This is a genomic window from Streptomyces griseobrunneus (assembly GCF_046713465.1).
Classification (GTDB): Bacteria; Actinomycetota; Actinomycetes; order Streptomycetales; family Streptomycetaceae; genus Streptomyces; species Streptomyces microflavus.
The window spans coordinates 2,354,817-2,378,062 of the sequence record NZ_CP177080.1 but is presented as its reverse complement, the minus strand read 5'-3'; the positions used below and the strand labels follow the sequence as shown (position 1 = coordinate 2,378,062).

Annotated in this window: 22 protein-coding genes; 11 read left to right on the top strand and 11 right to left on the bottom strand. The window is 70.4% G+C overall.

The features are described from left to right. Nucleotides 1–129: 129 nt before the first annotated feature. The 5 genes from atpA to ACK8N7_RS10350 all read left to right on the top strand — a co-directional run bounded on the left by atpA (nucleotide 130) and on the right by ACK8N7_RS10350 (nucleotide 5,137). A complete protein-coding gene (gene atpA / locus ACK8N7_RS10370) occupies nucleotides 130–1,701 on the top strand; it encodes a F0F1 ATP synthase subunit alpha (protein ID WP_015611378.1) in 1,572 nt (523 codons plus the stop codon). Between the two features lie 3 nt (nucleotides 1,702–1,704). Then, nucleotides 1,705–2,622 (top strand): F0F1 ATP synthase subunit gamma, encoded by a 918-nt coding sequence (locus ACK8N7_RS10365; RefSeq protein WP_015611379.1) that lies wholly within the window; start codon nucleotides 1,705–1,707, stop codon nucleotides 2,620–2,622. Beyond that, nucleotides 2,622–4,064 carry a F0F1 ATP synthase subunit beta gene (atpD, locus tag ACK8N7_RS10360; protein ID WP_403209791.1) on the top strand — a complete coding sequence of 481 codons (1,443 nt, stop codon included), beginning with the start codon at nucleotides 2,622–2,624 and terminating at the stop codon, nucleotides 4,062–4,064. Before ACK8N7_RS10365 ends, atpD begins: the two co-directional genes overlap by 1 nt. Before the next feature lie 109 nt (nucleotides 4,065–4,173). Then, nucleotides 4,174–4,548: a F0F1 ATP synthase subunit epsilon gene (locus ACK8N7_RS10355; RefSeq protein ID WP_403209793.1), complete on the top strand. Its 375-nt coding sequence runs from the start codon at nucleotides 4,174–4,176 to the stop codon at nucleotides 4,546–4,548. A gap of 142 nt (nucleotides 4,549–4,690) precedes the next feature. Then, nucleotides 4,691–5,137, top strand: a complete 447-nt coding sequence (locus tag ACK8N7_RS10350; protein ID WP_031122931.1) for a DUF2550 domain-containing protein — start codon at nucleotides 4,691–4,693, stop codon at nucleotides 5,135–5,137. Between the two features lie 127 nt (nucleotides 5,138–5,264). Here ACK8N7_RS10350 and ACK8N7_RS10345 read toward each other — a convergent pair whose 3' ends face one another. From ACK8N7_RS10345 to ACK8N7_RS10335, 3 genes are all read right to left on the bottom strand, one after another. Continuing rightward, the gene (locus ACK8N7_RS10345) at nucleotides 5,265–7,136 is read right to left on the bottom strand and encodes a glycosyl hydrolase family 18 protein (RefSeq protein WP_403209795.1); all 1,872 of its coding nucleotides are present in this window, start codon (nucleotides 7,134–7,136) and stop codon (nucleotides 5,265–5,267) included. Nucleotides 7,137–7,337: 201 nt separating this feature from the next. Further along, entirely contained in the window at nucleotides 7,338–7,988 is a 651-nt protein-coding gene (locus tag ACK8N7_RS10340) for a response regulator (protein ID WP_403209797.1), read from the bottom strand. After that, complete coding sequence (locus ACK8N7_RS10335; RefSeq protein WP_403209799.1) at nucleotides 7,985–9,184, bottom strand: sensor histidine kinase; 1,200 nt, start codon at nucleotides 9,182–9,184, stop codon at nucleotides 7,985–7,987. Before ACK8N7_RS10335 ends, ACK8N7_RS10340 begins: the two co-directional genes overlap by 4 nt. 150 nt (nucleotides 9,185–9,334) lie before the next feature. Between ACK8N7_RS10335 and ACK8N7_RS10330 the strand changes: the two genes are divergently transcribed. Next, a complete protein-coding gene (locus ACK8N7_RS10330) occupies nucleotides 9,335–9,904 on the top strand; it encodes a hypothetical protein (RefSeq protein ID WP_500441977.1) in 570 nt (189 codons plus the stop codon). On the opposite strand, the gene ACK8N7_RS10325 is transcribed toward ACK8N7_RS10330, so the two are convergent. Then, entirely contained in the window at nucleotides 9,901–10,473 is a 573-nt protein-coding gene (locus ACK8N7_RS10325) for a cob(I)yrinic acid a,c-diamide adenosyltransferase (RefSeq protein WP_403209801.1), read from the bottom strand. The genes ACK8N7_RS10330 and ACK8N7_RS10325 overlap by 4 nt on opposite strands. Before the next feature lie 219 nt (nucleotides 10,474–10,692). Between ACK8N7_RS10325 and ACK8N7_RS10320 the strand changes: the two genes are divergently transcribed. The 3 genes from ACK8N7_RS10320 to ACK8N7_RS10310 all read left to right on the top strand — a co-directional run bounded on the left by ACK8N7_RS10320 (nucleotide 10,693) and on the right by ACK8N7_RS10310 (nucleotide 14,897). Further along, nucleotides 10,693–11,541 (top strand): 3-hydroxyacyl-CoA dehydrogenase family protein, encoded by an 849-nt coding sequence (locus ACK8N7_RS10320; RefSeq protein ID WP_403209803.1) that lies wholly within the window; start codon nucleotides 10,693–10,695, stop codon nucleotides 11,539–11,541. Nucleotides 11,542–11,767: 226 nt separating this feature from the next. Beyond that, a complete protein-coding gene (locus ACK8N7_RS10315; RefSeq protein ID WP_403209805.1) occupies nucleotides 11,768–12,091 on the top strand; it encodes an STAS domain-containing protein in 324 nt (107 codons plus the stop codon). Nucleotides 12,092–12,350: 259 nt separating this feature from the next. After that, nucleotides 12,351–14,897: a P-loop NTPase family protein gene (locus tag ACK8N7_RS10310; protein WP_500441974.1), complete on the top strand. Its 2,547-nt coding sequence runs from the start codon at nucleotides 12,351–12,353 to the stop codon at nucleotides 14,895–14,897. Between the two features lie 64 nt (nucleotides 14,898–14,961). Here the strand turns inward: ACK8N7_RS10310 and nucS are convergent, their stop codons facing one another. Then, nucleotides 14,962–15,633: an endonuclease NucS gene (gene nucS, locus ACK8N7_RS10305; RefSeq protein WP_015611391.1), complete on the bottom strand. Its 672-nt coding sequence runs from the start codon at nucleotides 15,631–15,633 to the stop codon at nucleotides 14,962–14,964. A gap of 272 nt (nucleotides 15,634–15,905) precedes the next feature. Here nucS and ACK8N7_RS10300 point away from each other — a divergent pair, with 272 nt between their 5' ends. Beyond that, nucleotides 15,906–16,298, top strand: a complete 393-nt coding sequence (locus ACK8N7_RS10300) for an SCO5389 family protein (RefSeq protein WP_003966234.1) — start codon at nucleotides 15,906–15,908, stop codon at nucleotides 16,296–16,298. 126 nt (nucleotides 16,299–16,424) lie between these two features. Here the strand turns inward: ACK8N7_RS10300 and ACK8N7_RS10295 are convergent, their stop codons facing one another. Then, complete coding sequence (locus tag ACK8N7_RS10295; protein WP_403209809.1) at nucleotides 16,425–17,462, bottom strand: LLM class flavin-dependent oxidoreductase; 1,038 nt, start codon at nucleotides 17,460–17,462, stop codon at nucleotides 16,425–16,427. 214 nt (nucleotides 17,463–17,676) lie between these two features. Between ACK8N7_RS10295 and ACK8N7_RS10290 the strand changes: the two genes are divergently transcribed. Beyond that, nucleotides 17,677–18,006, top strand: coding sequence for an Rv1322 family protein (locus ACK8N7_RS10290; RefSeq protein ID WP_015611393.1), 330 nt, complete (start codon nucleotides 17,677–17,679; stop codon nucleotides 18,004–18,006). 16 nt (nucleotides 18,007–18,022) lie between these two features. Here the strand turns inward: ACK8N7_RS10290 and ACK8N7_RS10285 are convergent, their stop codons facing one another. The 5 genes from ACK8N7_RS10285 to ACK8N7_RS10265 form a co-directional block, all read right to left on the bottom strand. Continuing rightward, nucleotides 18,023–18,880 carry an ABC transporter permease gene (locus ACK8N7_RS10285; RefSeq protein WP_403209810.1) on the bottom strand — a complete coding sequence of 286 codons (858 nt, stop codon included), beginning with the start codon at nucleotides 18,878–18,880 and terminating at the stop codon, nucleotides 18,023–18,025. Continuing rightward, the gene (locus ACK8N7_RS10280; RefSeq protein ID WP_403209812.1) at nucleotides 18,877–20,085 is read right to left on the bottom strand and encodes an ABC transporter ATP-binding protein; all 1,209 of its coding nucleotides are present in this window, start codon (nucleotides 20,083–20,085) and stop codon (nucleotides 18,877–18,879) included. Before ACK8N7_RS10280 ends, ACK8N7_RS10285 begins: the two co-directional genes overlap by 4 nt. A gap of 151 nt (nucleotides 20,086–20,236) precedes the next feature. Then, a complete protein-coding gene (locus ACK8N7_RS10275; RefSeq protein WP_403209814.1) occupies nucleotides 20,237–21,016 on the bottom strand; it encodes an ABC transporter permease in 780 nt (259 codons plus the stop codon). Between the two features lie 5 nt (nucleotides 21,017–21,021). Continuing rightward, the gene (locus ACK8N7_RS10270) at nucleotides 21,022–22,053 is read right to left on the bottom strand and encodes an ABC transporter ATP-binding protein (protein WP_403209816.1); all 1,032 of its coding nucleotides are present in this window, start codon (nucleotides 22,051–22,053) and stop codon (nucleotides 21,022–21,024) included. Between the two features lie 79 nt (nucleotides 22,054–22,132). Further along, nucleotides 22,133–23,071, bottom strand: coding sequence for a coiled-coil domain-containing protein (locus tag ACK8N7_RS10265; RefSeq protein WP_015611398.1), 939 nt, complete (start codon nucleotides 23,069–23,071; stop codon nucleotides 22,133–22,135). Nucleotides 23,072–23,246: the final 175 nt, after the last annotated feature.

The following is a 23,246-nucleotide window of genomic DNA, read 5'->3' as shown; positions in this document are numbered from 1 at the left end:
TCAGCGCAGAAGACCAAGCAAGACCAGCGGCCCGGTTGGGCCGTGCAGAAATTGCAGAAGATTCCTGGGGGTCGGCCCCCAGACCCCCTTAAGAAACTTCGGGCCCAACAAGGAGAGCAGGGAACCCAGATGGCGGAGCTCACGATCCGGCCGGAGGAGATCCGGGACGCACTGGAGAACTTTGTCCAGTCGTACAAGCCGGACGCGGCCTCGCGCGAGGAGGTCGGTACGGTCAGCGTTGCCGGCGACGGCATCGCGAAGGTGGAGGGCCTGCCCTCCGCCATGGCGAACGAGCTGCTGAAGTTCGAGGACGGAACCCTCGGTCTCGCCCTCAACCTCGAGGAGCGCGAGATCGGTGCGATCGTCCTCGGCGAGTTCAGCGGTATCGAGGAGGGCCAGCCGGTGCAGCGCACCGGTGAGGTGCTCTCCGTAGGCGTCGGCGAGGGCTACCTCGGCCGCGTCGTCGACCCGCTCGGCCAGCCGATCGACGGTCTCGGCGAGATCGCGACCGACGGCCGCCGCGCCCTCGAGCTGCAGGCCCCTGGCGTCATGGTCCGCAAGTCGGTGCACGAGCCGATGCAGACCGGCTACAAGGCCGTCGACGCCATGGTGCCGATCGGCCGCGGCCAGCGTCAGCTGATCATCGGCGACCGTCAGACGGGTAAGACCGCTCTGGCCGTCGACACGATCATCAACCAGCGCGACAACTGGCGCTCGGGCGACGTGAACAAGCAGGTGCGCTGCATCTACGTCGCCATCGGTCAGAAGGGCTCCACCATCGCCTCCGTGCGTGGTGCGCTCGAAGAGGCCGGCGCGCTGGAGTACACGACCATCGTCGCCGCCCCGGCGTCCGACCCGGCCGGCTTCAAGTACCTGGCGCCGTACACCGGTTCGGCCATCGGCCAGCACTGGATGTACCAGGGCAAGCACGTCCTGATCATCTTCGACGACCTCTCGAAGCAGGCCGACGCCTACCGCGCCGTGTCCCTGCTGCTGCGCCGCCCGCCGGGCCGTGAGGCCTACCCGGGTGACGTCTTCTACCTGCACTCGCGTCTGCTGGAACGCTGCGCCAAGCTCTCCGACGAGATGGGCGCCGGTTCGATGACGGGCCTCCCGATCGTCGAGACCAAGGCGAACGACGTGTCGGCGTTCATCCCGACCAACGTCATCTCCATCACCGACGGCCAGTGCTTCCTGGAGTCCGACCTGTTCAACGCGGGTCAGCGTCCGGCGCTCAACGTCGGTATCTCGGTCTCCCGAGTCGGTGGCTCCGCCCAGCACAAGGCCATGAAGCAGGTCTCCGGCCGGCTCCGCGTGGACCTCGCCCAGTACCGCGAGCTGGAGGCGTTCGCCGCCTTCGGTTCCGACCTGGACGCGGCCTCGAAGGCCTCGCTGGAGCGCGGTAAGCGCATGGTCGAGCTGCTGAAGCAGCCCCAGTACGCCCCGTTCCCGATGGAGGAGCAGGTCGTCTCCGTCTGGGCCGGCACCACGGGCAAGATGGACGACGTCCCGGTCGAGGACATCCGTCGCTTCGAGGCCGAGCTGCTGGAGTACCTGCGCCGTGAGCGCAAGGACCTCCTGACCAGCATCGCCGAGGGCGGCAAGATGTCCGACGACACGCTGCAGTCGATCGCCGACGCGATCGCCGCCTTCAAGCAGCAGTTCGAGACCTCGGACGGCAAGCTCCTGGGCGAGGGCTGATCGATGGGCGCTCAGCTTCGCGTTTACAAGCGCCGCATCCAAGCCGTCACCGCGACCAAGAAGATCACCAAGGCGATGGAGATGATCGCCGCCTCGCGCATCGTCAAGGCGCAGCGCAAGGTGGCGGCGTCCATGCCGTACGCGACCGAGCTCACCCGTGCGGTGACCGCGGTGGCGACCGGCTCCAGCGCCAAGCACCCGCTCACCACCGAGGCCGAAGCCCCGACCCGCGCCGCGGTCCTGCTCGTCACGAGCGACCGCGGTCTGGCCGGCGGCTACTCCTCCAACGCCATCAAGGCCGCGGAGCGGCTGCGGGAGCGCCTTGCCGGTGAGGGCAAGGAGGTCGACACGTACATCGTCGGCCGCAAGGGTGTCGCGTACTACGGCTTCCGCGAGCGCAAGGTCGAGGAATTCTGGACGGGCTTCACCGACAACCCGGCGTACTCCGATGCCAAGCGCGTCGCCGCCCCGTTGATCGAGGCCATCCAGAAGGAGACGGCTGAGGGCGGCGTCGACGAGCTGCACATCGTTTTCACGGAATTCGTGTCGATGATGACGCAGAACGCCGTCGACGACCGGATGCTGCCGCTTTCGCTCGACAAGGTCGCGGAGGAGAGCACCCGCAAGGGCGAGATCCTTCCGCTGTTCGAGTTCGAGCCGTCGGCCGAGGACGTCCTCGACGCTCTTCTGCCGCGCTACGTCGAGAGCCGTATCTACAACGCACTGCTGCAGGCAGCCGCTTCCGAGCACGCTGCCCGCCGTCGCGCGATGAAGTCGGCCACCGACAACGCCGGGGACCTCATCAAGAGCCTCTCCCGGCTTGCCAACGCGGCCCGCCAGGCCGAAATCACCCAGGAAATCAGCGAGATCGTCGGCGGTGCCAGTGCTCTGGCCGACGCGACCGCGGGGAGTGACAAGTAATGACGACCACTGTTGAGACGGCCGCTGCCACGGGCCGCGTCGCCCGGGTCATCGGCCCGGTCGTCGACGTGGAGTTCCCCGTCGACGCGATGCCGGAGATCTACAACGCCCTTCACGTCGACGTGGACGACCCGGCCCAGGCCGGCGCCCGCAAGACGCTGACCCTCGAAGTCGCCCAGCACCTGGGTGACGGCGTGGTCCGGGCGATCTCCATGCAGCCCACCGACGGCCTGGTCCGCCAGGCCCCGGTGACCGACACGGGCAAGGGCATCACCGTCCCCGTCGGTGACATCACCAAGGGCAAGGTGTTCAACACCCTCGGCCAGATCCTGAACGAGCCGGAGGCCGAGGCGCAGATCACCGAGCGCTGGCCGATCCACCGCAAGGCCCCGGCCTTCGACCAGCTCGAGTCCAAGACCGAGATGTTCGAGACCGGCCTGAAGGTCGTCGACCTGCTGACCCCGTACGTCAAGGGCGGCAAGATCGGTCTGTTCGGTGGTGCGGGCGTCGGCAAGACGGTCCTCATCCAGGAAATGATCATGCGTGTGGCGAAGCTGCACGACGGTGTGTCGGTGTTCGCCGGTGTCGGCGAGCGCACCCGTGAGGGCAACGACCTCATCGACGAGATGACCGAGTCGGGCGTCCTGGAGAAGACCGCGCTGGTCTTCGGCCAGATGGACGAGCCGCCGGGCACCCGTCTGCGGGTCGCGCTGTCCGCCCTGACCATGGCGGAGTACTTCCGCGATGTGCAGAAGCAGGACGTGCTGCTCTTCATCGACAACATCTTCCGCTTCACGCAGGCCGGCTCCGAGGTCTCCACGCTGCTCGGCCGCATGCCGTCCGCGGTGGGTTACCAGCCGACCCTGGCCGACGAGATGGGTGTGCTCCAGGAGCGCATCACCTCGACGCGTGGTCACTCGATCACCTCGATGCAGGCGATCTACGTCCCCGCGGACGACCTGACCGACCCGGCTCCGGCCACCACGTTCGCCCACCTCGACGCGACGACGGTTCTCTCCCGTCCGATCTCCGAGAAGGGCATCTACCCGGCCGTGGACCCGCTGGACTCGACGTCCCGCATCCTGGACCCGCGTTACATCACGCAGGAGCACTACGACACGGCCAGCCGCGTCAAGGGGATCCTGCAGAAGTACAAGGACCTCCAGGACATCATCGCGATCCTCGGTATCGACGAGCTGGGCGAGGAGGACAAGCTCGTTGTCCACCGTGCCCGTCGCGTCGAGCGCTTCCTGTCGCAGAACACCCACGCCGCCAAGCAGTTCACCGGCCTGGACGGTTCGGACGTGCCGCTCGACGAGTCGATCACCGCGTTCAACGCGATCTGCGACGGGGACTACGACCACTTCCCCGAGCAGGCGTTCTTCATGTGCGGTGGCCTGGACGACCTCAAGGCGAAGGCCAAGGAGCTCGGCGTCTCCTGAGCCTCCGGCTCACCGAGGGGGGTGGGCCTGGTCCCACCCCCCTCACCACGCCCCGTAGAATTGAACCGACACCCGGCCGGGCGGCCGGGTGGTGACCCGAGGAGCCCCCTTGGCTGCTGAGCTGCATGTCGAGCTGGTCGCCGCGGACCGTAATGTCTGGTCCGGCGAGGCCACCCTGGTCGTCGCGCGCACCACGTCCGGCGACATCGGCATCATGCCCGGTCACCAGCCGCTTCTCGGTGTGCTGGAATCGGGCCCGGTGACGATCCGCACGAGCGAGGGCGGTACCGTCATCGCTGCCGTGCACGGTGGTTTCATCTCGTTCGCGGACAACAAGCTGTCGCTGCTGGCCGAGATCGTCGAGCTGGCGGACGAGATCGATGTCCAGCGCGCCGAGCGTGCGCTGGAGCGCGCCAAGTCGGATGCCGACGCTGCCGCTGAGCGGCGCGCCGAGATCCGTCTGCGCGCGGTGGCGGTGCACTAGCACCCCCACGGAGTGAAGTTTTTACTCAGCCGCGGCCCGAGCTGGATATATCCAGCCGTGTCGCGGCTGAGGCGATGCAGGTGCAGTTCAGTTCGATTCGGTTCGTTATCCGTTACTCGACGATGCGAGGAGGTCGGTGGAGATGGTCCTCGCGTTGTGGGTGGGCGCATCGGTCGTCGTGCTGGTCCTGGTGGGACTGTTCGTCTTCGGTCTGCGCCGGCGGCTGATCCAGCGGTCCGGAGGCACTTTCGACTGCAGCCTCCGCTGGGACGTCTCCGAAGAGCCGGACCCCTCCGGCAAAGGCTGGGTCTACGGGGTCGCCCGCTACAGCGGCGACCGCGTCGACTGGTTCCGTGTCTTCTCCTACGCTCCTCGCCCCCGCCGGGGCCTGGAGCGTTCTGCGATCGAGGTGATCGCCCGCCGGCTGCCGGAGGGTGAGGAGGAGCTCGCGCTCCTGTCCGACTCCGTGGTGCTCGGCTGTCTCCACCGGGGGACGCGCCTGGAGCTGGCGATGAGCGAGGACGCCCTGACCGGCTTCCTCGCCTGGCTGGAGGCGGCGCCGCCCGGCCAGAGGGTGAACGTGGCGTAGCGGCGTACGACCGCCGCAGGGCGCGTACGTACACAGCGAAAAACCGGGGAGACGGGGGGCGGACCCGTCTCCCCGGCGCTTTTCCGGGGTGGTGCTTGCCGTTACGGCGTGGGGATGGCCGTCGGTGTTACTGGAGGCCGCCGTTGATCGCGCTCACCAGTTCGCCGTTGGCGGTGTCACCGGAGAACTCCCAGAAGAACGCGCCTCCCAGGCCCTGGCTCTTCGCCCAGGTCATCTTGGAGCCGATGGTGGCCGGGGTGTCGTAGCTCCACCAGTTGGTGCCGCAGTGCGCGTAGGCCGTGCCGGCGATGGTGCCGGTGGCCGGGCAGGTGTTCTTCAGGACCTTGTAGTCCTCGATGCCCGCCTCGTACGTGCCGGAGGCCGCGCCGGTCGCCGTGCCGCCGGGGGCGGACTGGGTGACGCCGGTCCAGCCGCGGCCGTAGAAGCCGATGCCGAGGAGCAGCTTCTTGGCCGGGACGCCCTTGGCCTTGAGCTTGGCGATGGCGTCGGCGGAGGTGAAGCCCTCCTGCGGGATGCCGGTGTACGGGTTCAGCGGCGAGTGCGGGGCCGTCGGGCCCTTGGCCGCCCAGGCGCCGAAGAAGTCGTACGTCATCACGTTGTACCAGTCGAAGGACTGGGCGGCGCCCGCGTAGTCGGCGGCGTCGATCTTGCCGCCGGCCGAGCCGTCCGCGGTGATGGCGGCGGTGACCAGGTTGCCCGCACCGAACTTCGTCTTCACGGCCGAGGCGAGGTTCTTGAGCGCGGCCGGGCCGCTGGTGTCACAGGTCAGACCGCAGGCGTTGGGGTACTCCCAGTCGAGGTCGATGCCGTCGAAGACATCGGCCCAGCGGGGGTCCTCGACCAGGTCGTAGCAGGACTGGGCGAAGGCGGCGGGGTTCTGTGCGGCCTGGGGGAAGCCACCGGACCAGGTCCAGCCGCCGAACGACCAGAGGACCTTGATGTGCGGGTACTTGGCCTTCAGCTTGCGCAGCTGGTTGAAGTTGCCGCGCAGGGGCTGGTCCCAGGTGTCGGCGACGCCGTCGACGGACTGGTCGGCGGTGTACGCCTTGTCGTAGTCGGCGTAGGAGTCACCGATGGTGCACCTGCCGTTCTGCACGTTGCCGAAGGCGTAGTTGATGTGCGTGATCTTCGCCGCCGAGCCGGACGTCACCAGGTTCTTGACGTGGTAGTTGCGCCCGTAGACGCCCCAGTTGGTGAAGTAGCCCAGGTTGATCTTGTCGCCGACGGGCGGCTCGCCGCCACCACCGGTGGTGCGGACCGAGACGGACGCCGAGACCGGACCGGTCTGGTCGATCGTGTCCCGGGCCTGGACCGTGTAGGTGTAGTCGGTGCCGGCGGTCAGTCCGGTGTTGGTGTACGTGGTGCCGGTGACCGTGGCGATCTTGGCGCCGTTGCGCAGGACGTCGTAGTTCTTGATGCCCTTGTCGTCGGTGGCCGCGCTCCAGCTGAGCTTCACCGAGGTGTTGGTGACATCGCTGGTGGTGGGGGTGCCGGGGGCCGAGGGCGGGTTGTCGCCGGGGACGGTGGAGCCGTCACAGGAGGCGCCGTTCAGCTTGCAGCCGGTGGGGGCGCCGGGGCCGGAGCCGTTGAAGCCGAAGCTGACGCTGGCGCCGGGGGCCACCGTCCCGTTCCAGCTGAGGTTCTTGGCGGTCCAGTGGGTACCGGCGCTGGTGACGGTGGCGTCCCAGGCGGAGCCGACCGAGGTGCCCGAGGGGAAGTCCCACTCGATGGTCCAGGAGGAGAGCGCGGTGGTGCCGGTGTTCTTCACCGTCCACTGGCCCTCGAAGCCGCTGCCCCAGTCCGACTTCTTGGTGTACGTGGCGGTGGCCGACGCGGCGGCCGATGCGGGGGAGGCCAGTCCCACCATCGCGGCCAGCGGGACGACGAGTGCGGTGAGGCCCGCGACGACCTTGGATCTGCCGCTTCGGGTGGGTATCCATCTGAATCTGGCACGGCGTTGGGGGGCTTGAGTGCTCAACGGTGCTCCTCGGGTGAGGTCCAGCAAACAGGGGGTAATTCGTGGACTGCAAACCCTGCGCCGCCCTGAGTACGGGTGCTCTCGTACTCACCGCAGTGTGTGTTGGGTGACATTAGGAAGGTCTGGACCAATCGTCAAGAGGTCTGGACCAAAGATCGAGGGCCGGAACCGGGCCGGGACCGGACCGCAATCGGCCCGGGGTCAGACCCCCAACTCCTGTGCCAGCACGGCCGCCTGGACCCTGCTCCGCAGCCCCAGCTTGGCCAGCAATCTGCTGACGTGCGTCTTCACCGTCGCCTCCGCCATCGAGAGCCGCAGCGCGATCTCCGCGTTCGACAACCCCTCGCCGAGACACCCCAGCACCTCCCGCTCGCGCCGGGTCAGGGCGTCCAGCACCGCCGGATCGGCCGCACCCGCCGTACGTACGGTCCGTGCCCCCGCGAACTCCGCGATCAGCCGCCGGGTCACCGCCGGGGCGATCAGCCCCTCGCCGCGCGCCACCGTCCGTACCGCCTCCAGCAGATCGCGGGCATCGGTGTTCTTCAGCAGGAAGCCCGAGGCCCCGGCCCGCAGCGCCCCGAAGACGTACTCGTCCAGGTCGAACGTGGTCAGCACGAGGACGTCCGCCAGCTCCTCCGCCACAACCTGCCGGGTCGCCGACACCCCGTCCAGCCGCGGCATCTGCACATCCATCAGGACGAGATCCGGCCGGAGTTCACGCGCCAGGCGCACCGCCGCCTCGCCGTCCCCGGCCTCCCCGACGACCTCGATGTCCGGCACGCTGGAGAGGATCAGCACCAGCCCCGCCCGTACGGCCGCCTGGTCCTCGGCCACCACCACCCGGATCGTCATTTCCTCATCGTCCCTTCCGTCGCGGGCAGCTCGGCCCGTACCCGCCAGATCTTCGTGCCGTCGCCGTCCGCCTCGGCCCCCGCGCCGAACGTCCCGCCGAGCAGCGCCACCCGCTCCCGCATGCCCACCAGACCGGCCCCCGAACCCGGCGCCGTGGGCCCCGGCCGGCTGCCGAACACACTGGTCACCTCGACCGTCAGCACCGCACCGGCGAGGTCGAGCCGCACGGTCACCGGGCCCGGCGCCGCGTGCTTGAGGGCGTTGGTCAGGGACTCCTGCACGATCCGGTACGCGGCCAGCTCGACCGGCGTCGGCAGCGGAACGGCGGCCTCCGCCCGGGTGTCCTCCAGCACGCAGACCAGCCCGCTGGACGCGCCGTTGCCGTTCGCCTGCTCGACCAGGGCGTCCAGGGAGGCCAGCGTCGGTGCGGCGGCCGGGGCACCGTCCTCGCCGCCCTCGCGCAGCAGTCCGATCAGCCGGCGCATCTCCGCGAGCCCCTCGACGCTGTTCTCCCGGATCACCTTGAGGGCACGCCGCGAGGTCTCCGGGTCGTCGATGGACAGGGCCGCGGTGGAGTGGATCGCGACGGCGGAGAGGTGGTTGGCCACCATGTCGTGCAGCTCCCGGGCCATCCTGGCCCGCTCGGCGATCACCGCCTGCGTCCGGTCCATCTCGGCCAGCCGCGCGGTCTGCCGGGCGGCCAGCCGGGCGGCGTCGGCGGCGGTGCGGTGGTTGCGCACGCTGACGCCGGTGATCGCGGGGATGAAGGAGATCAACCCCGTGACGACGCCGATCAGCAGCGCCTCGGGGGTACGGAACCAGGCCAGGAAGCCGATGGTGGACGCGACGGTGATCAGGAGCGTGGCCACCGGGATCCGACGGGCCGCGGCCGGGGTCCCGTAGAGCACGGCCGCGTACATGACGTCCGTGAACATCAGGATGGTGGCCAGGCTGCCCCGGGTGAACTGGTCCGCGACCAGGGCGAGCGTGCCGACGATCAGCGCCGTCCGCGGGGCGCTGCGGCGCAGCAGCTCCATCGCGGCCATAACGGTCAGCGGTACGAGGGTGATCCAGGGTGCCGAGAAGGGGCGGCCGCCCTGGGTGTGCAGGCCGAGCCACCACAGGAGCAGCCCCCCGAGCAGCCCGGAGACGGCGAGGGCCACGTCGTCGCGGTGGGGGCGGATCGAGGTGAACACCCCTCCATCCAACACGCACCACCGCCGCCGGGCCTCCCTTCGCAGACCGATGCGCGGCTACATCGAAGGATGCAGTCCCGTTTCGTCACTGCTGACGACGCCTCGCCGCCCGGCGGCCGGGAGGCTGGAGGACAACGGGAGGAGAAAGCCGTGATCGCCATTCTGGTCGTGCTCTGTGAGGTCGCTTTCTGGGTGCTGCTGGCCGCCGGGCTCGCACTGCGGTACGTCGCGAGGAAGCCCAGGCTCGGCGCGGCCGTGCTGCTCTGCGAGCCGCTGCTGGAGGTCGTGCTGCTGGTGGTGACGGTGATCGACCTGCGGAACGGGGCCGAGCCCGACTGGAAGCACGGTCTGGCCGCCGTCTACATCGGTTTCACCGTGGGATTGGGCCACCACACCATCAAGTGGGTCGACGCCCAGGTCGCCCACCGCTGGTTCGGCGGCCCGCCGCCGGTGAAGCCGCCGAAGTACGGGATGGCCCGCGCCGCCCACGAGTGGCGCACGGCCGCCCGCTGGATCCTCGCCGCGGTGGTCGCGCTGGGCCTGCTCCAGGCGGCGATCTGGTACGTCGGCCCGGGCGACGGGATCAGCTCGCTGCGGGGCTGGCAGCAGAAGATGGGCCTGGTGATCGGCATCAACCTGATCATCGCCGGAAGCTACACGTTCTTCCCGAAGCAGGCCCCGAAGGGCGCGGTCGAGCGGGAGTCGGCCGACAGGCTCTAGCGCTCGCCGCCCGGCACCCACAGCACGTCCCCGACCTCCTTGTTCGCGCTCCGCGCCAGGATGAACAGGAGGTCGGAGAGACGGTTGAGGTAGGTGGCGGTCAGGGCGTTCATCACATCGCCGTGCACCTCCAGCGCCGCCCAGGTGGACCGCTCGGCGCGCCGGACCACGGTGCACGCCTGGTGGAGCAGCGCGGCCCCAGGCGTACCCCCGGGAAGGATGAAGCTGCGGAGCTTCTCCAGCTCCTCCAGGAAGCGGTCGCAGTCCGCCTCCAGCTTGTCGATGTAGTACTGCTCGACCCGCAGCGGCGGGTACTTCGGCTCCTCCACCACCGGGGTGGACAGGTCGGCGCCCACGTCGAAGAGGTCGTTCTGGACCCGTACGAGGACCTTCACCACGTCCTCGGACAGCTGCCCCAGCGCGACGGCGGTCCCGATCACCGCGTTGGCCTCGTTGGCGTCCGCGTACGCCGCGATCCGCAGATCGGTCTTGGCGGTGCGGCTCATGTCGCCGAGGGCCGTGGTGCCCTGGTCGCCGGTCCGGGTGTAGATGCGCGTCAGATTGACCATGGGGCCAGCCTAGTTAGCCTCCGGGGCCTCAACTACGCGCGGCGCGGAGCCGAATGAAGCGTCCCGGTGTGATGTCCGTCATTCGAGACGTGACGCGCATCTCTTCACGGCCCCAGCGTCCCCGGCGAGTACTAATCTCCGCCGGAGAGCATAAGAAGAGCCGTTGCGAAATGCCGCGCAAGCGGACGTGGACGCGGACAGAGAACAAGGGGTGCGAACGTGGCCAGGAAGCTCGCCGTCATCGGGGCCGGACTCATGGGATCCGGGATCGCGCAGGTCTCCGCCCAGGCGGGCTGGGACGTCGTGCTGCGGGATGTCACCGACGCCGCGCTGACCCGCGGACTGGACGGCATCAAGGCCTCGTACGACCGGTTCGTCTCCAAGGGCAAGCTGGAGGCGTCCGACGCCGAGGCCGCCCTCGCGCGCATCACCGCGACCACCGAGCTCGACGCAGTCGCGGACGTGGACATCGTCGTGGAGGCGGTCTTCGAGAAGCTGGAGGTCAAGCACGAGATCTTCCGCGCCCTGGACAAGGTCGTCGGCGAGAACACCGTGCTGGCCTCGAACACCTCCGCCATCCCGATCACCAAGATCGCGGCCGTGACGGAGCGTCCGGAGCGTGTCGTCGGCGTCCACTTCTTCTCGCCGGTCCCGATGATGCAGCTCTGCGAGCTGGTGCGCGGGTACAAGACCAGCGACGAAACCCTCGCCACCGCACGGGAGTTCGCCGAGTCGGTCGGCAAGACCTGCATCGTCGTCAACCGCGATGTGGCGGGCTTCGTCACCACCCGGCTCATCTCGGCGCTCGTCGTCGAGGCCGCGAAGCTGTACGAGTCGGGCGTGGCCACCGCCGAGGACATCGACACCGCCTGCAAGCTGGGGTTCGGCCACGCCATGGGCCCGCTCGCCACGGCCGACCTGACCGGCGTCGACATCCTGCTCCACGCCACCGGCAACATCTACACCGAGTCCCAGGACGAGAAGTTCGCCGCCCCCGAGCTGATGCGCCGGATGGTCGACGCAGGTGACATCGGGCGCAAGAGCGGGCAGGGCTTCTACACGTACTGACGGCAGCCGCACCCCCGGCCCGCCGACCCGCCGCCGTCGGGGCCGGGGGAGCCGGGGAGTGTACCCGGCAGTGCCCGGTCTCCGGCGAACCGACGTCACTCCACCGAGTGAATTCGGTATCGGTTCGCTTACAGACGGCAACTTCCCTGTCGTTGCGGCAGTCAGTTGTGAAAGAGACAGAAGAGACAGACGGACCTCGCTACGGAGCAACAGCAGGGGAGCGCATATGCATATCAGGGGCGACCACACCGAGCTGGTCGTCGGGGGCCGCCTCGACGTCCGAAGCGCGGCGGACGCCCGTACGGTCCTCCACTCGGCCGTCGACGACGGAGTCGGCGATCTCGTGCTGGACCTGACCGAGCTGAATTCCTGGGACGCCACCGGACTCGGCGTCATCATGGGAGCCCACCGCAGAGCGGGCCGGGCCGGACGCCGTCTCGTGCTGCGCGGTGTCCCGCCGCAGATGCAGCGCCTCCTGGTGGCCACCCGGCTGCACCGCATCCTGGCGATCGAGGGCGGGCTCGCCGCCGAATCGCTGCCGCGCGTCTGAGTTCGGACGGAATCGTTCCGCCGCCGCGCGTCCGACTCCGGACGGACCGCACCCAGCGGCAGAAGACGCGCAATCCTCACCGGAATGTGACGTCCCGGACGGCATGGCACCCCGCCCGTGCGTGGATACTGTGCGAAGGTCTAGGGTTCGGCCGTCTGCCCCATGACACCCACCCGTGGCAGACACCGGACCGGAAGCGACAGCGGGGCGTGTGAGGCCGGAGGGGCAACCGAGCGCGACGCGTCTGGGGGACTTATCGATGGACCCGACACACCAGGGGCCGGAAGAGTACGGGCAGAACTCCAACGGCTCCGACGGCTCCGACGGCTCCGACGGCCGGCGCCGGCCGTCCCGCGAGTCCGGCAGTGCCGATTTCGGCCAGCAGACACCGCAGCAGGTCCGGGTCGTCCAGCTCACGGTCGGCGACCTCCTGCTCACGGTCAACCCCGTGGACGGCAGCGAGGTCGAGACCTGCCCGCCCGGCTCGCAGCCCGACGCACCCGTCCGCCGCACCCCCGCCGAACGCGCCGACCACGAGCGCGCCGGTGCACCGCCCGTCCCGGCGGGCCCTCCCGCCCCGCAGCTCCCCCTGCTGGAACGCCACCAGGAGCACGAGCGACTGGTGGGCCTGCTGGCCCGCGGCCGCAGCGTCCGGCTCACCGGCCAGGCCGGCTCCGGCCGCACCGCCCTCCTGGACGCCGTCGCCGCAGACTGCACGGACCTGGCCCCCGACGGCGTCGTCCGCCTCAACGGCCACCGGCGCACCACCGCCGACCTGCTGTACGGCCTCTTCGACGCGGTTTACCGCGCCCCGCTGCACCGCCCGGTCCCCCAGGAACTGCTCGCCCTCGTCCGCTCCATCGGCGCCGTCGTCGTCATCGACGACCTGGAGATCGGCGGGGCCGCCCTCGACGAACTCCTCGAAGCCACCCCCGAGTGCGCCTTCCTCCTGGGGACCGCGCCCGACCTCACCGCCCCCGGCATCGACGCCCACCTGGAGGAGGTCCTCCTCGCGGGCCTCGGCCGCTCCGCCTCCCTGGAGCTGCTGGAGAAGGTCGTCGAGCGTCCCCTCACCGAGGACGAGCGGAACTGGGCGGGCGACCTCTGGTTCGAGTCCGAGGGGCTGCCGCTCCGCTTCGTCCAGGCCGGGTCCCTGCTGCGCCAGCGCGACCGGCTGAACACCGACCCCGAAGCCTTCGACGAGTACGACTACTTCGAGCCACGCCCGGGCGACGCGCCGCCGGTGCCCGAAGCGCCGACCGCCGAGACCCTGGACGTGCCGCTGCCGAGCCTCGGCGAGGGGGCGGCGCCCGCCGTCCTGCTCGCCTCCCGGCTCAGCGAGGCGGCCCGCGAGACCCTGCGCTTCACCGTCGCGCTCGGCGGCGAGGTGCCGCACCAGGCCCATCTGCCGGCCCTCGTGGGCGACACCCATGCGGACGCGGCCCTCGGCGAACTCGCGGGCTGTGGACTGCTCTCCCCGGCGGGCCCCCGCTACCGGCTCGCCGCCGGTGTCCTCGCCCAGCTGGAGGCCGGCGGCTACGCGGAGAGCGCCGCCACCCACGCCCGTACCGCCGCCCAGCACTACGCATGGTGGGTCTCGCACCCCTCGGTCACCCCGCAGCGGGCCGTCGCCGAGGCCGACGCGATCGTCGCCGCCATGGGCCGCCTGATCCCCGATGCCGAGGCGGGCCAGGCCAGCGCGGCCGTCCTGCTGGCCCGCAGCGCCGCTCCCGCCCTCGCGGCAGGGCTGAGCTGGGGCGCCTGGGAGAAGGCGCTCAGGGCCGGCCAGGAGTCCGCCAGGATCGCCGGTGAGGTCGCCGAGGAGGCCTACTTCCACCACGAGTTGGGCATCCTCGCGCTCTGTTCCGGGAACCTCGACCGGGCCCGTACGGAGCTGGAGACCTCGATCTCCATGCGCGGCGCGCTCGCCGACAAGTCCGGGGCGGTGGCCGGCCGCCGCGCCCTCGCCCTGGTCGCGGACCGCTCCGGCGGCCTCGAAACCCCGGTCCGGGCCCAGGTGGGCGACGAGGTGCCCGCCGTGCCCCAGGACCTCCTTCCCGGTACGCCGTCGGCCGCGTTCCCGGGTCCTCCGCTCTTCGCCCGGCAGACGATCGAGGAGGACCCCACCCTCATCTCCTCGCTGCCTGCAACCGCCCCCCGCACCCCGGCACCGAAGCAGGGCGGCGGGCGCGCGGTCCTGGGCGGCGCCCGGCGCAACCTGGCCGCCGCGGGTGCGGGCGCGCTGCTGATCGCCGTGCTCGGCACCGTCGTCACCCTCGGCCTCACCGCGGGCGACCCCGAGGAGCCGGGCAGCCGCAACGTCACCACCGAGCAGTCGTCCCCCGAGGACGCCACCGACGACGGCTCCCCGGCCGACGAGCCGGACGACGGCCCCGCGCCGGACGACGGCGCCCCCGGCAACGAGGCGCCCACCGCCCCGGGCTCCTCGGAATCCGCCACACCCAGCACCTCCGGTTCCCCCTCCCCGGGCCCCTCGTCGCCGGACGGCAGCTCACCGGGCACGGGCGAGCCGTCGAGCGGGCTGCCCACCGACGACCCGACCTCCGGCGGGCCGTCCCCGAGCGGGAAGCCGACCACGCCGACGAAGCCGCCGACGACCCCGCCCACCACACCGCCGACGACGCCGCCCACCGAGACACCGACGACCCCGCCGACCGAGACGCCGACCGAGGACCCCCCGGGCGAGCCGGACACCACCTCCTCCGCCAGCGGCCCCGCCGAGTCGGCCAGTGCCAGTGCCGACGCCCCGGCGGAGAGCGAAGACCCCACCGAGGCAGCGGCCTGAACACACGGAAGCCGGGCACCCCCGCAGAAGGGGTGCCCGGCTTCGGCCGTTCAGGGGCGGCGGGTCAGAACAGGCGCAGCTTGTCGTCCTCGATGCCGCGCATCGCGTTGTAGTCGAGCACCACACAGCCGATGCCGCGGTCCGTCGCGAGCACCCGCGCCTGGGGCTTGATCTCCTGGGCCGCGAAGATGCCCTTGACCGGGGCGAGATGCGGGTCGCGGTTGAGCAGCTCCAGATAGCGGGTCAGCTGCTCCACCCCGTCGATGTCGCCGCGCCGCTTCAGCTCCACGGCCACCGTCCCCCCGTCCGCGTCGCGGCAGAGGATGTCCACCGGGCCGATGGCGGTGGGGTACTCACGGCGGATCAGGGTGTGGCCCTCGCCGAGGATCTCGATCCGGTCGGCGAGCAGCTCCTGGAGGTGCGCCTCCACACCGTCCTTGATGAGCCCCGGGTCGACGCCCAGCTCGTGCGAGGAGTCGTGGAGGATCTCCTCCATTGTGATGATCAGTTTTTCGCCCGCCTTGTTCACCACTGTCCAGACGCCTGCCTCATCGCCGGCGCCCTCCTTCAGGGTGCACGGCGGCGACATCCAGTTGAGCGGTTTGTACGCCCGGTCGTCGGCGTGGATCGAGACGCTGCCGTCCGCCTTCACCAGGATCAGACGGGGGGCGGAGGGCAGGTGGGCTGTGAGCCGGCCCGCGTAGTCGACGGAGCAACGGGCGATGACGAGACGCATGGTCGGCAACGCTACTCGACCGGAAGGGTTCGACGCGATTTCCCCATCCGTCCACCCCTGTCACTCGCTCCTCAGCGCGCGGCGGTGAAGCGGGCTTGCCCCTCTTTGCGCCCCTTCGTTAGTGGCCGGTTGTGTTCCCAATCTCCTGGTGCGGCCTCCACCGCACGCTTAACGTGGATGCAGGAGGTCGCCGCCCGTGCACGCTGCGTCGTCGCCCTCCTTCCCTGCCCGTAAGGCCCCGGTCACCGTCCGGGGTCGCGAGAGGAGAACCCATGTCGCTCGACGTCTCACCGGCGCTGTTGGAACAGGCCGAGCGAGGCGAGGTCGACGAAGCCGACTTCGTCGACTGCGTCCGGACCTCCCTGCCTTTCGCGTGGGAGATGATCAGCTCTCTGGTGGCTCAGCTGAAGGTCGACGGCGGCCAGTTCGCCGACAACCAGACGCCGCCGCCGGACGAGCAGGCACGTGGTCAGCTGCTGCGTGCGCTCGCGAGTGATGCGATACGCGGCGCGCTCCAGCGGCACTTCGGAGTGCGTATCGCTTTCCAGAACTGCCACCGCGTCGCGGTGTTCCCGCTGGACGCCTCGGTCGACGACCGACTGGCCAAGTTCACTTCGGTGAGGGGCCAGTTGCTCAACCAGTCGCCCGAACTACGGGACTGCTGAACGCTTCTGCTGCCGCTTCGGGCCGCGGGAGGTGCAACTGGCTCCGGGGCGGCAGCTCCCGTACCACCGCACCACGCTCCAGGTTCCAAGTTCCACGCGAGGTCATTCCGCATGCACAAGCGCAGGTCAGGTGAGCAGCGGCAGCACATCGGCGCCCAGCCGCCGCACGTTCTCCTCGGTCGCCGCGAGGTCGCCCGACCCCTCCACCAGGAGGGCGAAGCGGCTGATGCCGGTCCGCTCGGCCGTGGCCGCGAGCCGGTCGGCGGCCAGCTTCGGCGGGCCCACCGGGTGCAGTGCGCACAGCAGTTCCGTGTACGCGACGGGGTCCCGCATCACGCGGTGCCGGGCGTCGACCGTGACATGGGCGTCCAGCCCCTGGCGCAGCCAGCCGGGCATCGTCTTCACCAGGGTCTCCGTGGCGTCGCCGGGTCCGTCCGCGATCTGGGCCACCCCTGCGGACACATGTGCGGCCCCCTCCACCACCTCCGCCGGATGGCCGGCCTCCCGGGCCGCCGTACGCCACAGGGCGACCATCTCCGCCTTCTCCTCGTCCCCGCAGTGCATGCCCAGCAGCATCGGCAGTGCCCGGCCCGCCGCCAGCCGCACGCTCTTCGGGGAGGTGCACGCCACGATCACCTCGGGCCCGGACGCGCCCGCCGCCCCGTCCAGCAGCTCGTCCGCGCGCGGCACGACCGCCACCTCGCGGAAGCCGAACCGCTCCCCGCGACCCGCGACCCGCGGCTCCCGCAGCCAGTCGAGCAGCAGCTCCAGCGCCTCGGGGAAGCCGTTCTCGTACGCGTCGAGACCGCCCCCGAAGACCTCCAGGTCCACCCAGGGACCGCCCCGGCCCACCCCTAGCGAGAACCGTCCGCCGCTGGTCAGATGGAGCAGCGCGGCCTGTTCGCCGAGGGCGACCGGGTGGTGGTTGGGCAGCACGCTGACGGCGGTGCCGACCCGGATCCGCCGTGTCCGGCCGAGCAGCAGCGCGGCCAGCGTGGTGGCGGACGGGCAGACCCCGTACGGCACGAAGTGGTGCTCGGCCAGCCAGACCGAGTCGAGCCCGGACTCCTCCGCCGCCTCCGCGGACCGGACGGCCCGGTGCAGGGCCTCGCCCGGCCCCTGGCCCGGGAACTGAGCTGCCAGAACGAATGTTCCGATGCGCATCGCGTGTTGCCTCCTTGCGGCCGACGCGGTGTCTCCCCCACTGGCAACAACGTCTGACACGTGCCAAAGGCACGGTCCGGGAAGAAATTGTTGCGATTTTCCGCTAACTCACTCCCGTGCCCGATCGCGCCGTCCGCCCCACCCGGCACCTGCCCCCTGCGGCAGGCTCTAGGCTTGGTCCCACCGTGCCCGAGCCGCCCCCGTGAGGTGTCCTGTGTCCCCGCGCCGCAACCGCCCCCGTGGCGGCGACAGTCCCGACGAGCACCCCGGTACGGCGCTTGGGCGGTACGGCGGGGGAGGGGCGGCCGAGAGCTGGCAGGGCGAGCAGTGGTCGGTGCGCCCGGTGAGCGGCGCGAGCGCCCAGGGCAAGCGGTACCGCTGCCCCGGCTGCGACCAGGAGATCCCCTCCGGCGTCCCGCACCTCGTCGCCTGGCCCGAGTTCGGCGGCATCGAGGACCGCAGGCACTGGCACAAGGCGTGCTGGAACGCGAAGGACCGCCGCACCACCCGGGTGCAGCGCTCCAGGAACGCGCCGCGCTACTGAGAGCCGTACGTCCTTTTCAGACGTCCCGCCGGTCCAGCGCCAGGTAGGCGCCGCCCATGGCCACGGCCGCCACGGCCAGCATCAGCAGCAGCGGCTCCCAGCCGGACGGGCCGGTCCCGGTGACCGTCGAGCCGTACAGCGCGCCGAGCTGGTTGGGGATCGAGTACTCGAAGAGGAAGCGCTGCAGGCCGCGCAGGCTTTCGGCGAACATGAACAGCGCGAGGACCAGCGGCAGCAGCACCACGGCGATCATGACCGTGATGGCGCCCGCCGAGTGCCGGATGATCGCGCCGACCGCCAGCGACACCAGGCCGAGGGCCGCGATGTAGAGCCCGACCCCCACGGTGGCGCGCAGCCACACCGAGCCGGAGTCGACGCCGCCGCCCAGGATCGCCGTCTGGAACACCGCGACGACCGTGGCCGTCACCGTGGTGATGACGAAGGCGAGCAGGAAGAAGACGATCGCCTTCGCCGTCAGCACCCGGGCCCGGCTCGGGCAGGCCGTCAGCGTCGTACGGATCATGCCGGTGCTGTACTCGGAGCCGATGGTCAGCACGCCGAGGGTGATCACGCAGATCGAGCCCAGCAGCACCCCGAAGAAGCCGAGTGCCACGACCGGCTCGCCGGCCAGATCGGTGTCGGCGGCGGCGATGAGCAGCGCGGACATCAGCCCGATCGCCACCATGAGCACGATCATGACGCCCAGGGTCCACAGGGTGGAGCGGACGGAACGGATCTTCGTCCACTCCGAAGCGATCGCGTCGCCGAGCGTGGCGCGGCGGATCGGGATGGGCGACTCGTAGTACCCCAGCAGGCCGCCCGGCACGTTCGCCTGCGGGTGCTCGTGGGCCTGAGAGGCGGCCGGCGTCGTCATCGGGGGTCCTCGCTGGTCTGCTCCCCGGCCCGGTCGGCGGGGGAGGGCTCGGGGGCGGATCTGGGGGCGGGGGCGGCCGGGGGAGGTGCGGTGGCCGGGCCGGGGGCCGCGTACGGGTTCTGGCCGGGCGGCGGCGGGGCGTACCAGCTCTGCTGCGGCGCGTCCGCCGGCTGGTGCTGCGGGTAGTGGCCGGGCCCGGCTCCGTAACCGCCCTGGGCATCCCCGTAACCGCCCTGAGCGCCCCCGTAGGCTGCCGGCGAGGGTTCCAGGAGCCCGGCCTTGGCGTCGTCCGTCGAGCGGTAGTCCACGACGCCCTGCGTCATCCGCATGTACGCCTCCTCCAGCGAGGCCCGGTGCGGCGACAGCTCCCAGAGCCGTACGTCGGCCCCGTGGGCCAGGTCGCTGATCCTCGGCAGCGGGAGCCCGGTGACGCGCAGGGCGCCGTCCGGCTCGGACATCACGCTGCCGCCCGCCTCGATGAGCGAGGACGTCAGCTTCTCCCGCTGCTCGGGGGCGCTCTCGGGGACCCGGACCCGGGCGAAGTCGGCGGAGTTCGCCGAGATGAAGTCGGTGACGCTCATGTCGGAGAGCAGCCGGCCGCGCCCGATCACGATCAGATGATCGGCGGTGAGGGCCATCTCGCTCATCAGGTGGCTGGAGACGAAGACCGTGCGGCCCTCGGCCGCCAGCGTCTTCATCAGGTTGCGGACCCAGTGGATGCCCTCGGGGTCGAGACCGTTGACCGGCTCGTCGAAGAGCAGCACCTGCGGGTCGCCGAGCAGCGCCGCGGCGATCCCGAGCCGCTGCCCCATGCCGAGCGAGAAGCCGCTGGAGCGCCGCTTGGCGACGTCCTGGAGCCCGACGACGCCCAGCACCTCATCCACCCGCCGGGCCGGGATCCCGGCCAGCTGGGCCAGCGACAGCAGGTGGGTGCGGGCGGTCCGCCCGCCGTGCACCGCCTTGGCGTCCAGCAGCGCGCCCACCTGGCGCGGAGCGTTCGGCAGGCTCCGGTAGGGGTGCCCGCCGATCGTGACACGGCCCGCCGTCGGCCGGTCCAGGCCGAGGATCATCCGCATGGTCGTGGACTTGCCCGACCCGTTGGGACCGAGGAAGCCGGTGACGGCCCCCGGCCGCACCTGGAAGGAAAGGTCGTCCACGGCCGTCTTCGCGCCGTAGCGCTTGGTCAGGCCGACTGCCTCGATCATTCTCCAGCCCCATCGACTCACTCTGTCGTTCGGGGCTCGGGCCACCTGGCCGCACACCCCCGTAAGAGTTAGGAGGATAACCAGGCCTTGACGGTTCCGGCCAAGTTCAGCACAGGCTGCGAGCGGGCCGTCACAGGGATCGGGACGCCCTCTACGCGTCCCGGTTCTTCAGGACCAGGTAACCGCCGAGCACCGCCGCCACCACCCAGGCGACCATGATCGCGAGCCCGCCCCAGGGTCCGTAGGGCCCCGGATCGCTGTTCAACGCGTTCGGGACGACCTGCATGATCTTCGACCCGGCCTGGTCGGGGAAGTACCGGGCGACGTCCTTGGCGTACGGCACCGCGCTCAGGATCTGCGAGACCAGGAAGAAGAACGGCATCAGGATGCCGAGCGACAGCATGGAGCTGCGCAGCATCGCCGCGACACCCATGGAGAAGATCGCGATCAGCCCCATGTAGAGGCCGCCGCCGACGACCGCGCGCAGCACGTTCTCCGCGCCGAGGTCGGTGCCCCGGTCGCCCAGCAGCGCCTGGCCGAGGAAGAACGAGACGAAGCTGGTGAGCAGGCCGACGATGAGCGCCAGCGCCCCGGCCACCGTGATCTTGCTGAACAGGAGCGTCCCGCGCTGCGGCACGGCCGCCAGCGAGGTGCGGATCATGCCGGAGCTGTACTCCGTACCGACCACGAGCACCCCGAACACGACCATGGCGAGCTGGCCCAGGACCGTCCCGGAGAAGCTGACGAACGTCGGGTCGAAGGTGACCTGTTCCGCCTCGGAGAGGTCGTCGAACGTTGCGTTGAGCAGGGCGCTCAGGGCCGCGCCCATGGCGACCGTGACCGCGAACGCGCAGATGAGCGTCCAGGTGGTGGAGGAGACCGTACGGATCTTGGTCCACTCGGAGTTGAGGACCGCGGGTACCGAAGCCATCGTCGTCAGGCCCCCTTGTTCTCGGTGCCGTCGATGGACCCGGGGGCGGCGACGGAGCCCGGCTTGTTCCAGCCTTCGCCCCAGCCCGCCCCGGCCGTCGTCGCAGGCGGCGGGGGTTCGGCCTCGCCCGGTCCGGAGTGGGCGTGGTACTCCACGGAGCCGGCCGTCATCTGCATGAACGCTTCCTCCAGGGAGGCCCGCTGCGAGCTCAGCTCGTGCAGCACCAGCTGGTGACGGGCCGCCAGTTCGCCGAGCTCCTCGGTGGTGGCCCCGTCGATCTCCAGGGTCCCGCTGTCCGTCTCGACGGCGGTGAAGCCCTCCTCGTGCAGCACGTCCCGCAGCCGTTCCTGCTGCGGTGAGCGCAGCCGTACATAACTGCGCGAGTTCTCATGGATGAAGTCGGCCATGGAGGTGTCGGCGAGCAGCTTGCCCTGGCCGATCACGATCAAATGGTCGGCGGTCAGCGCCATTTCGCTCATCAGGTGCGAGGAGACGAAGATGGTCCGCCCCTCGGCGGCGAGCGCCTTCATCAGGTTGCGGATCCAGTGGATGCCCTCGGGGTCGAGACCGTTGACCGGCTCGTCGAACATCAGGATCTCGGGATCGCCCAGCAGCGCGGAGGCGATACCGAGGCGCTGGCCCATACCGAGGGAGAAGCCCTTGGACTTCTTCTTCGCGACCGCGCTCAGACCGACGGTGTCGAGCACCTCGTCGACCCGGCTGCTCGGGATGCGATTGCTCTGCGCCAGGCAGAGCAGGTTGTTGTACGCACTGCGCCCGCCGTTCATCGACTTGGCGTCGAGCAGCGCCCCGATGTACTTCAGCGGTTCCTGCAGTTCGTGGTACGGCTTGCCGTCGATGCGCACCGTACCGCTGGTCGGGTTGTCCAGATCGAGCATCATGCGCATGGTGGTGGACTTGCCCGCCCCGTTGGGGCCCAGAAAACCGGTCACCATGCCCGGTCTGACCTTGCACGTCAGATGGTCGACGGCAACCTTGCTGCCGAATCGTTTGGTCAGTCCCTCGAGCTCGATCATGCGCACACGCTAGAACGACCGCGCGCCCGGCGCCACCACAAAGGCGGAACCGGGCGCGCGGAAGGAACCGCTCCGGGGGTCAGCGGGTCTGCTGGGCCGGAACACCGCGCTGGGCGGGCTCGTCGTCCACCGGGGAGCCGGCGGCGGCCACCGCGGCACCGGTCAGCGTCGCCAGCATCTCGCGGACGTTGGTCAGCTGCGCGTTGATCGAGTCGCGGCGGTTGGTGAGCGCCGCCAGCTCGCGCTCCGACTCGCTGCGGATCCGGTCGGCCTTGGCGTTGGCGTCGGCCACGATGTCCTCGGCCTGGCGCTGCGCGGTCTCCACCGTCTGGCGGGCCCGGCGCTCGGCGTCCGTACGGAGCTTCTCGGCCTCCAGGCGGAGCTGCTCGGCGCGGTGCTCGATCTCGGCGAGGCGCTTCTCGGCCTTGGCCTGACGGGACGCGAGGTCGCGCTCCGACTGCTCGCGCCGCTTGGCGAGGTTCGTCTCGAAGTCGGCGGCGGCCTGCGCGGCCTTGGCGCGGGTCTCCTCGAAGAGGGCGTCCGCCTCCTCGCGCTTCTGCTGGGCGTCCTTCTGGGCGTCGGTGCGCAGCGTGTTCGCCTCGCCCTGCGCCTTCTCGACGATGCGGACGCCCTCGTCCTCGGCCTTCGACTTGCGCTCGGCGGCGAAGGACTCCGCGTCGTTGCGCACCTGCTGGGCGGCCGACTCGGCCAGCTCGCGGTGCTGCTCGGCGGCGCGGCGGGCCTCCTCACGCAGGTCCTTGGCCTCCTCCTCGGCGAGGCGGAGAATCTTCTCGACACGGGCACCGAGCCCGGCGTACGACGGCTCGGCGTCGTTCACCTGGGCTTGGGCGTTCTGCGTTTCGAGGTGCAGCTCCTCGATGCGCTTTTCCAGAGAGGTGATTCGGGCCAGGGCACTGTCACGGTCCGCGATCAGCTTGGCAATGCGGTCATCCACCTGACCGCGGTCGTAACCACGTCGCACGTGCTCGAAGCCGAAGGGGGAGGAAGGGTCACTCATGGGGTTCCTGTCGAATGAGACCGGTGAGGTGATAGGGGGAATCCTAGGGGCCATAGCGGCGTGTCAACGTGTAGATGCCGGTTTGATCTGGAGAATGACACCCCTTTTGAGTGGCTGACCCCCGGAGTGCTTGCCACTCGAAGGGTTGAATGTCCATGACGAAGCACGCGCCCCC

Bases quoted from the DNA above. Each gene is read 5' to 3' on its own strand.
- atpA (WP_015611378.1), top strand. From the start codon at position 130: ATGGCGGAGCTCACGATCCGGCCGGAGGAGATCCGGGACGCACTGGAG.
- ACK8N7_RS10365 (WP_015611379.1), top strand. From the start codon at position 1,705: ATGGGCGCTCAGCTTCGCGTTTACAAGCGCCGCATCCAAGCCGTCACC.
- atpD (WP_403209791.1), top strand. From the start codon at position 2,622: ATGACGACCACTGTTGAGACGGCCGCTGCCACGGGCCGCGTCGCCCGG.
- ACK8N7_RS10350 (WP_031122931.1), top strand. From the start codon at position 4,691: ATGGTCCTCGCGTTGTGGGTGGGCGCATCGGTCGTCGTGCTGGTCCTG.
- ACK8N7_RS10340 (WP_403209797.1), bottom strand. From the start codon at position 7,988: ATGACGATCCGGGTGGTGGTGGCCGAGGACCAGGCGGCCGTACGGGCG.
- ACK8N7_RS10325 (WP_403209801.1), bottom strand. From the start codon at position 10,473: ATGGTCAATCTGACGCGCATCTACACCCGGACCGGCGACCAGGGCACC.
- ACK8N7_RS10315 (WP_403209805.1), top strand. From the start codon at position 11,768: ATGCATATCAGGGGCGACCACACCGAGCTGGTCGTCGGGGGCCGCCTC.
- ACK8N7_RS10310 (WP_500441974.1), top strand. From the start codon at position 12,351: ATGGACCCGACACACCAGGGGCCGGAAGAGTACGGGCAGAACTCCAAC.
- nucS (WP_015611391.1), bottom strand. From the start codon at position 15,633: ATGCGTCTCGTCATCGCCCGTTGCTCCGTCGACTACGCGGGCCGGCTC.
- ACK8N7_RS10300 (WP_003966234.1), top strand. From the start codon at position 15,906: ATGTCGCTCGACGTCTCACCGGCGCTGTTGGAACAGGCCGAGCGAGGC.
- ACK8N7_RS10295 (WP_403209809.1), bottom strand. From the start codon at position 17,462: ATGCGCATCGGAACATTCGTTCTGGCAGCTCAGTTCCCGGGCCAGGGG.
- ACK8N7_RS10285 (WP_403209810.1), bottom strand. From the start codon at position 18,880: ATGACGACGCCGGCCGCCTCTCAGGCCCACGAGCACCCGCAGGCGAAC.
- ACK8N7_RS10280 (WP_403209812.1), bottom strand. From the start codon at position 20,085: ATGATCGAGGCAGTCGGCCTGACCAAGCGCTACGGCGCGAAGACGGCC.
- ACK8N7_RS10275 (WP_403209814.1), bottom strand. From the start codon at position 21,016: ATGGCTTCGGTACCCGCGGTCCTCAACTCCGAGTGGACCAAGATCCGT.
- ACK8N7_RS10270 (WP_403209816.1), bottom strand. From the start codon at position 22,053: ATGATCGAGCTCGAGGGACTGACCAAACGATTCGGCAGCAAGGTTGCC.
- ACK8N7_RS10265 (WP_015611398.1), bottom strand. From the start codon at position 23,071: ATGAGTGACCCTTCCTCCCCCTTCGGCTTCGAGCACGTGCGACGTGGT.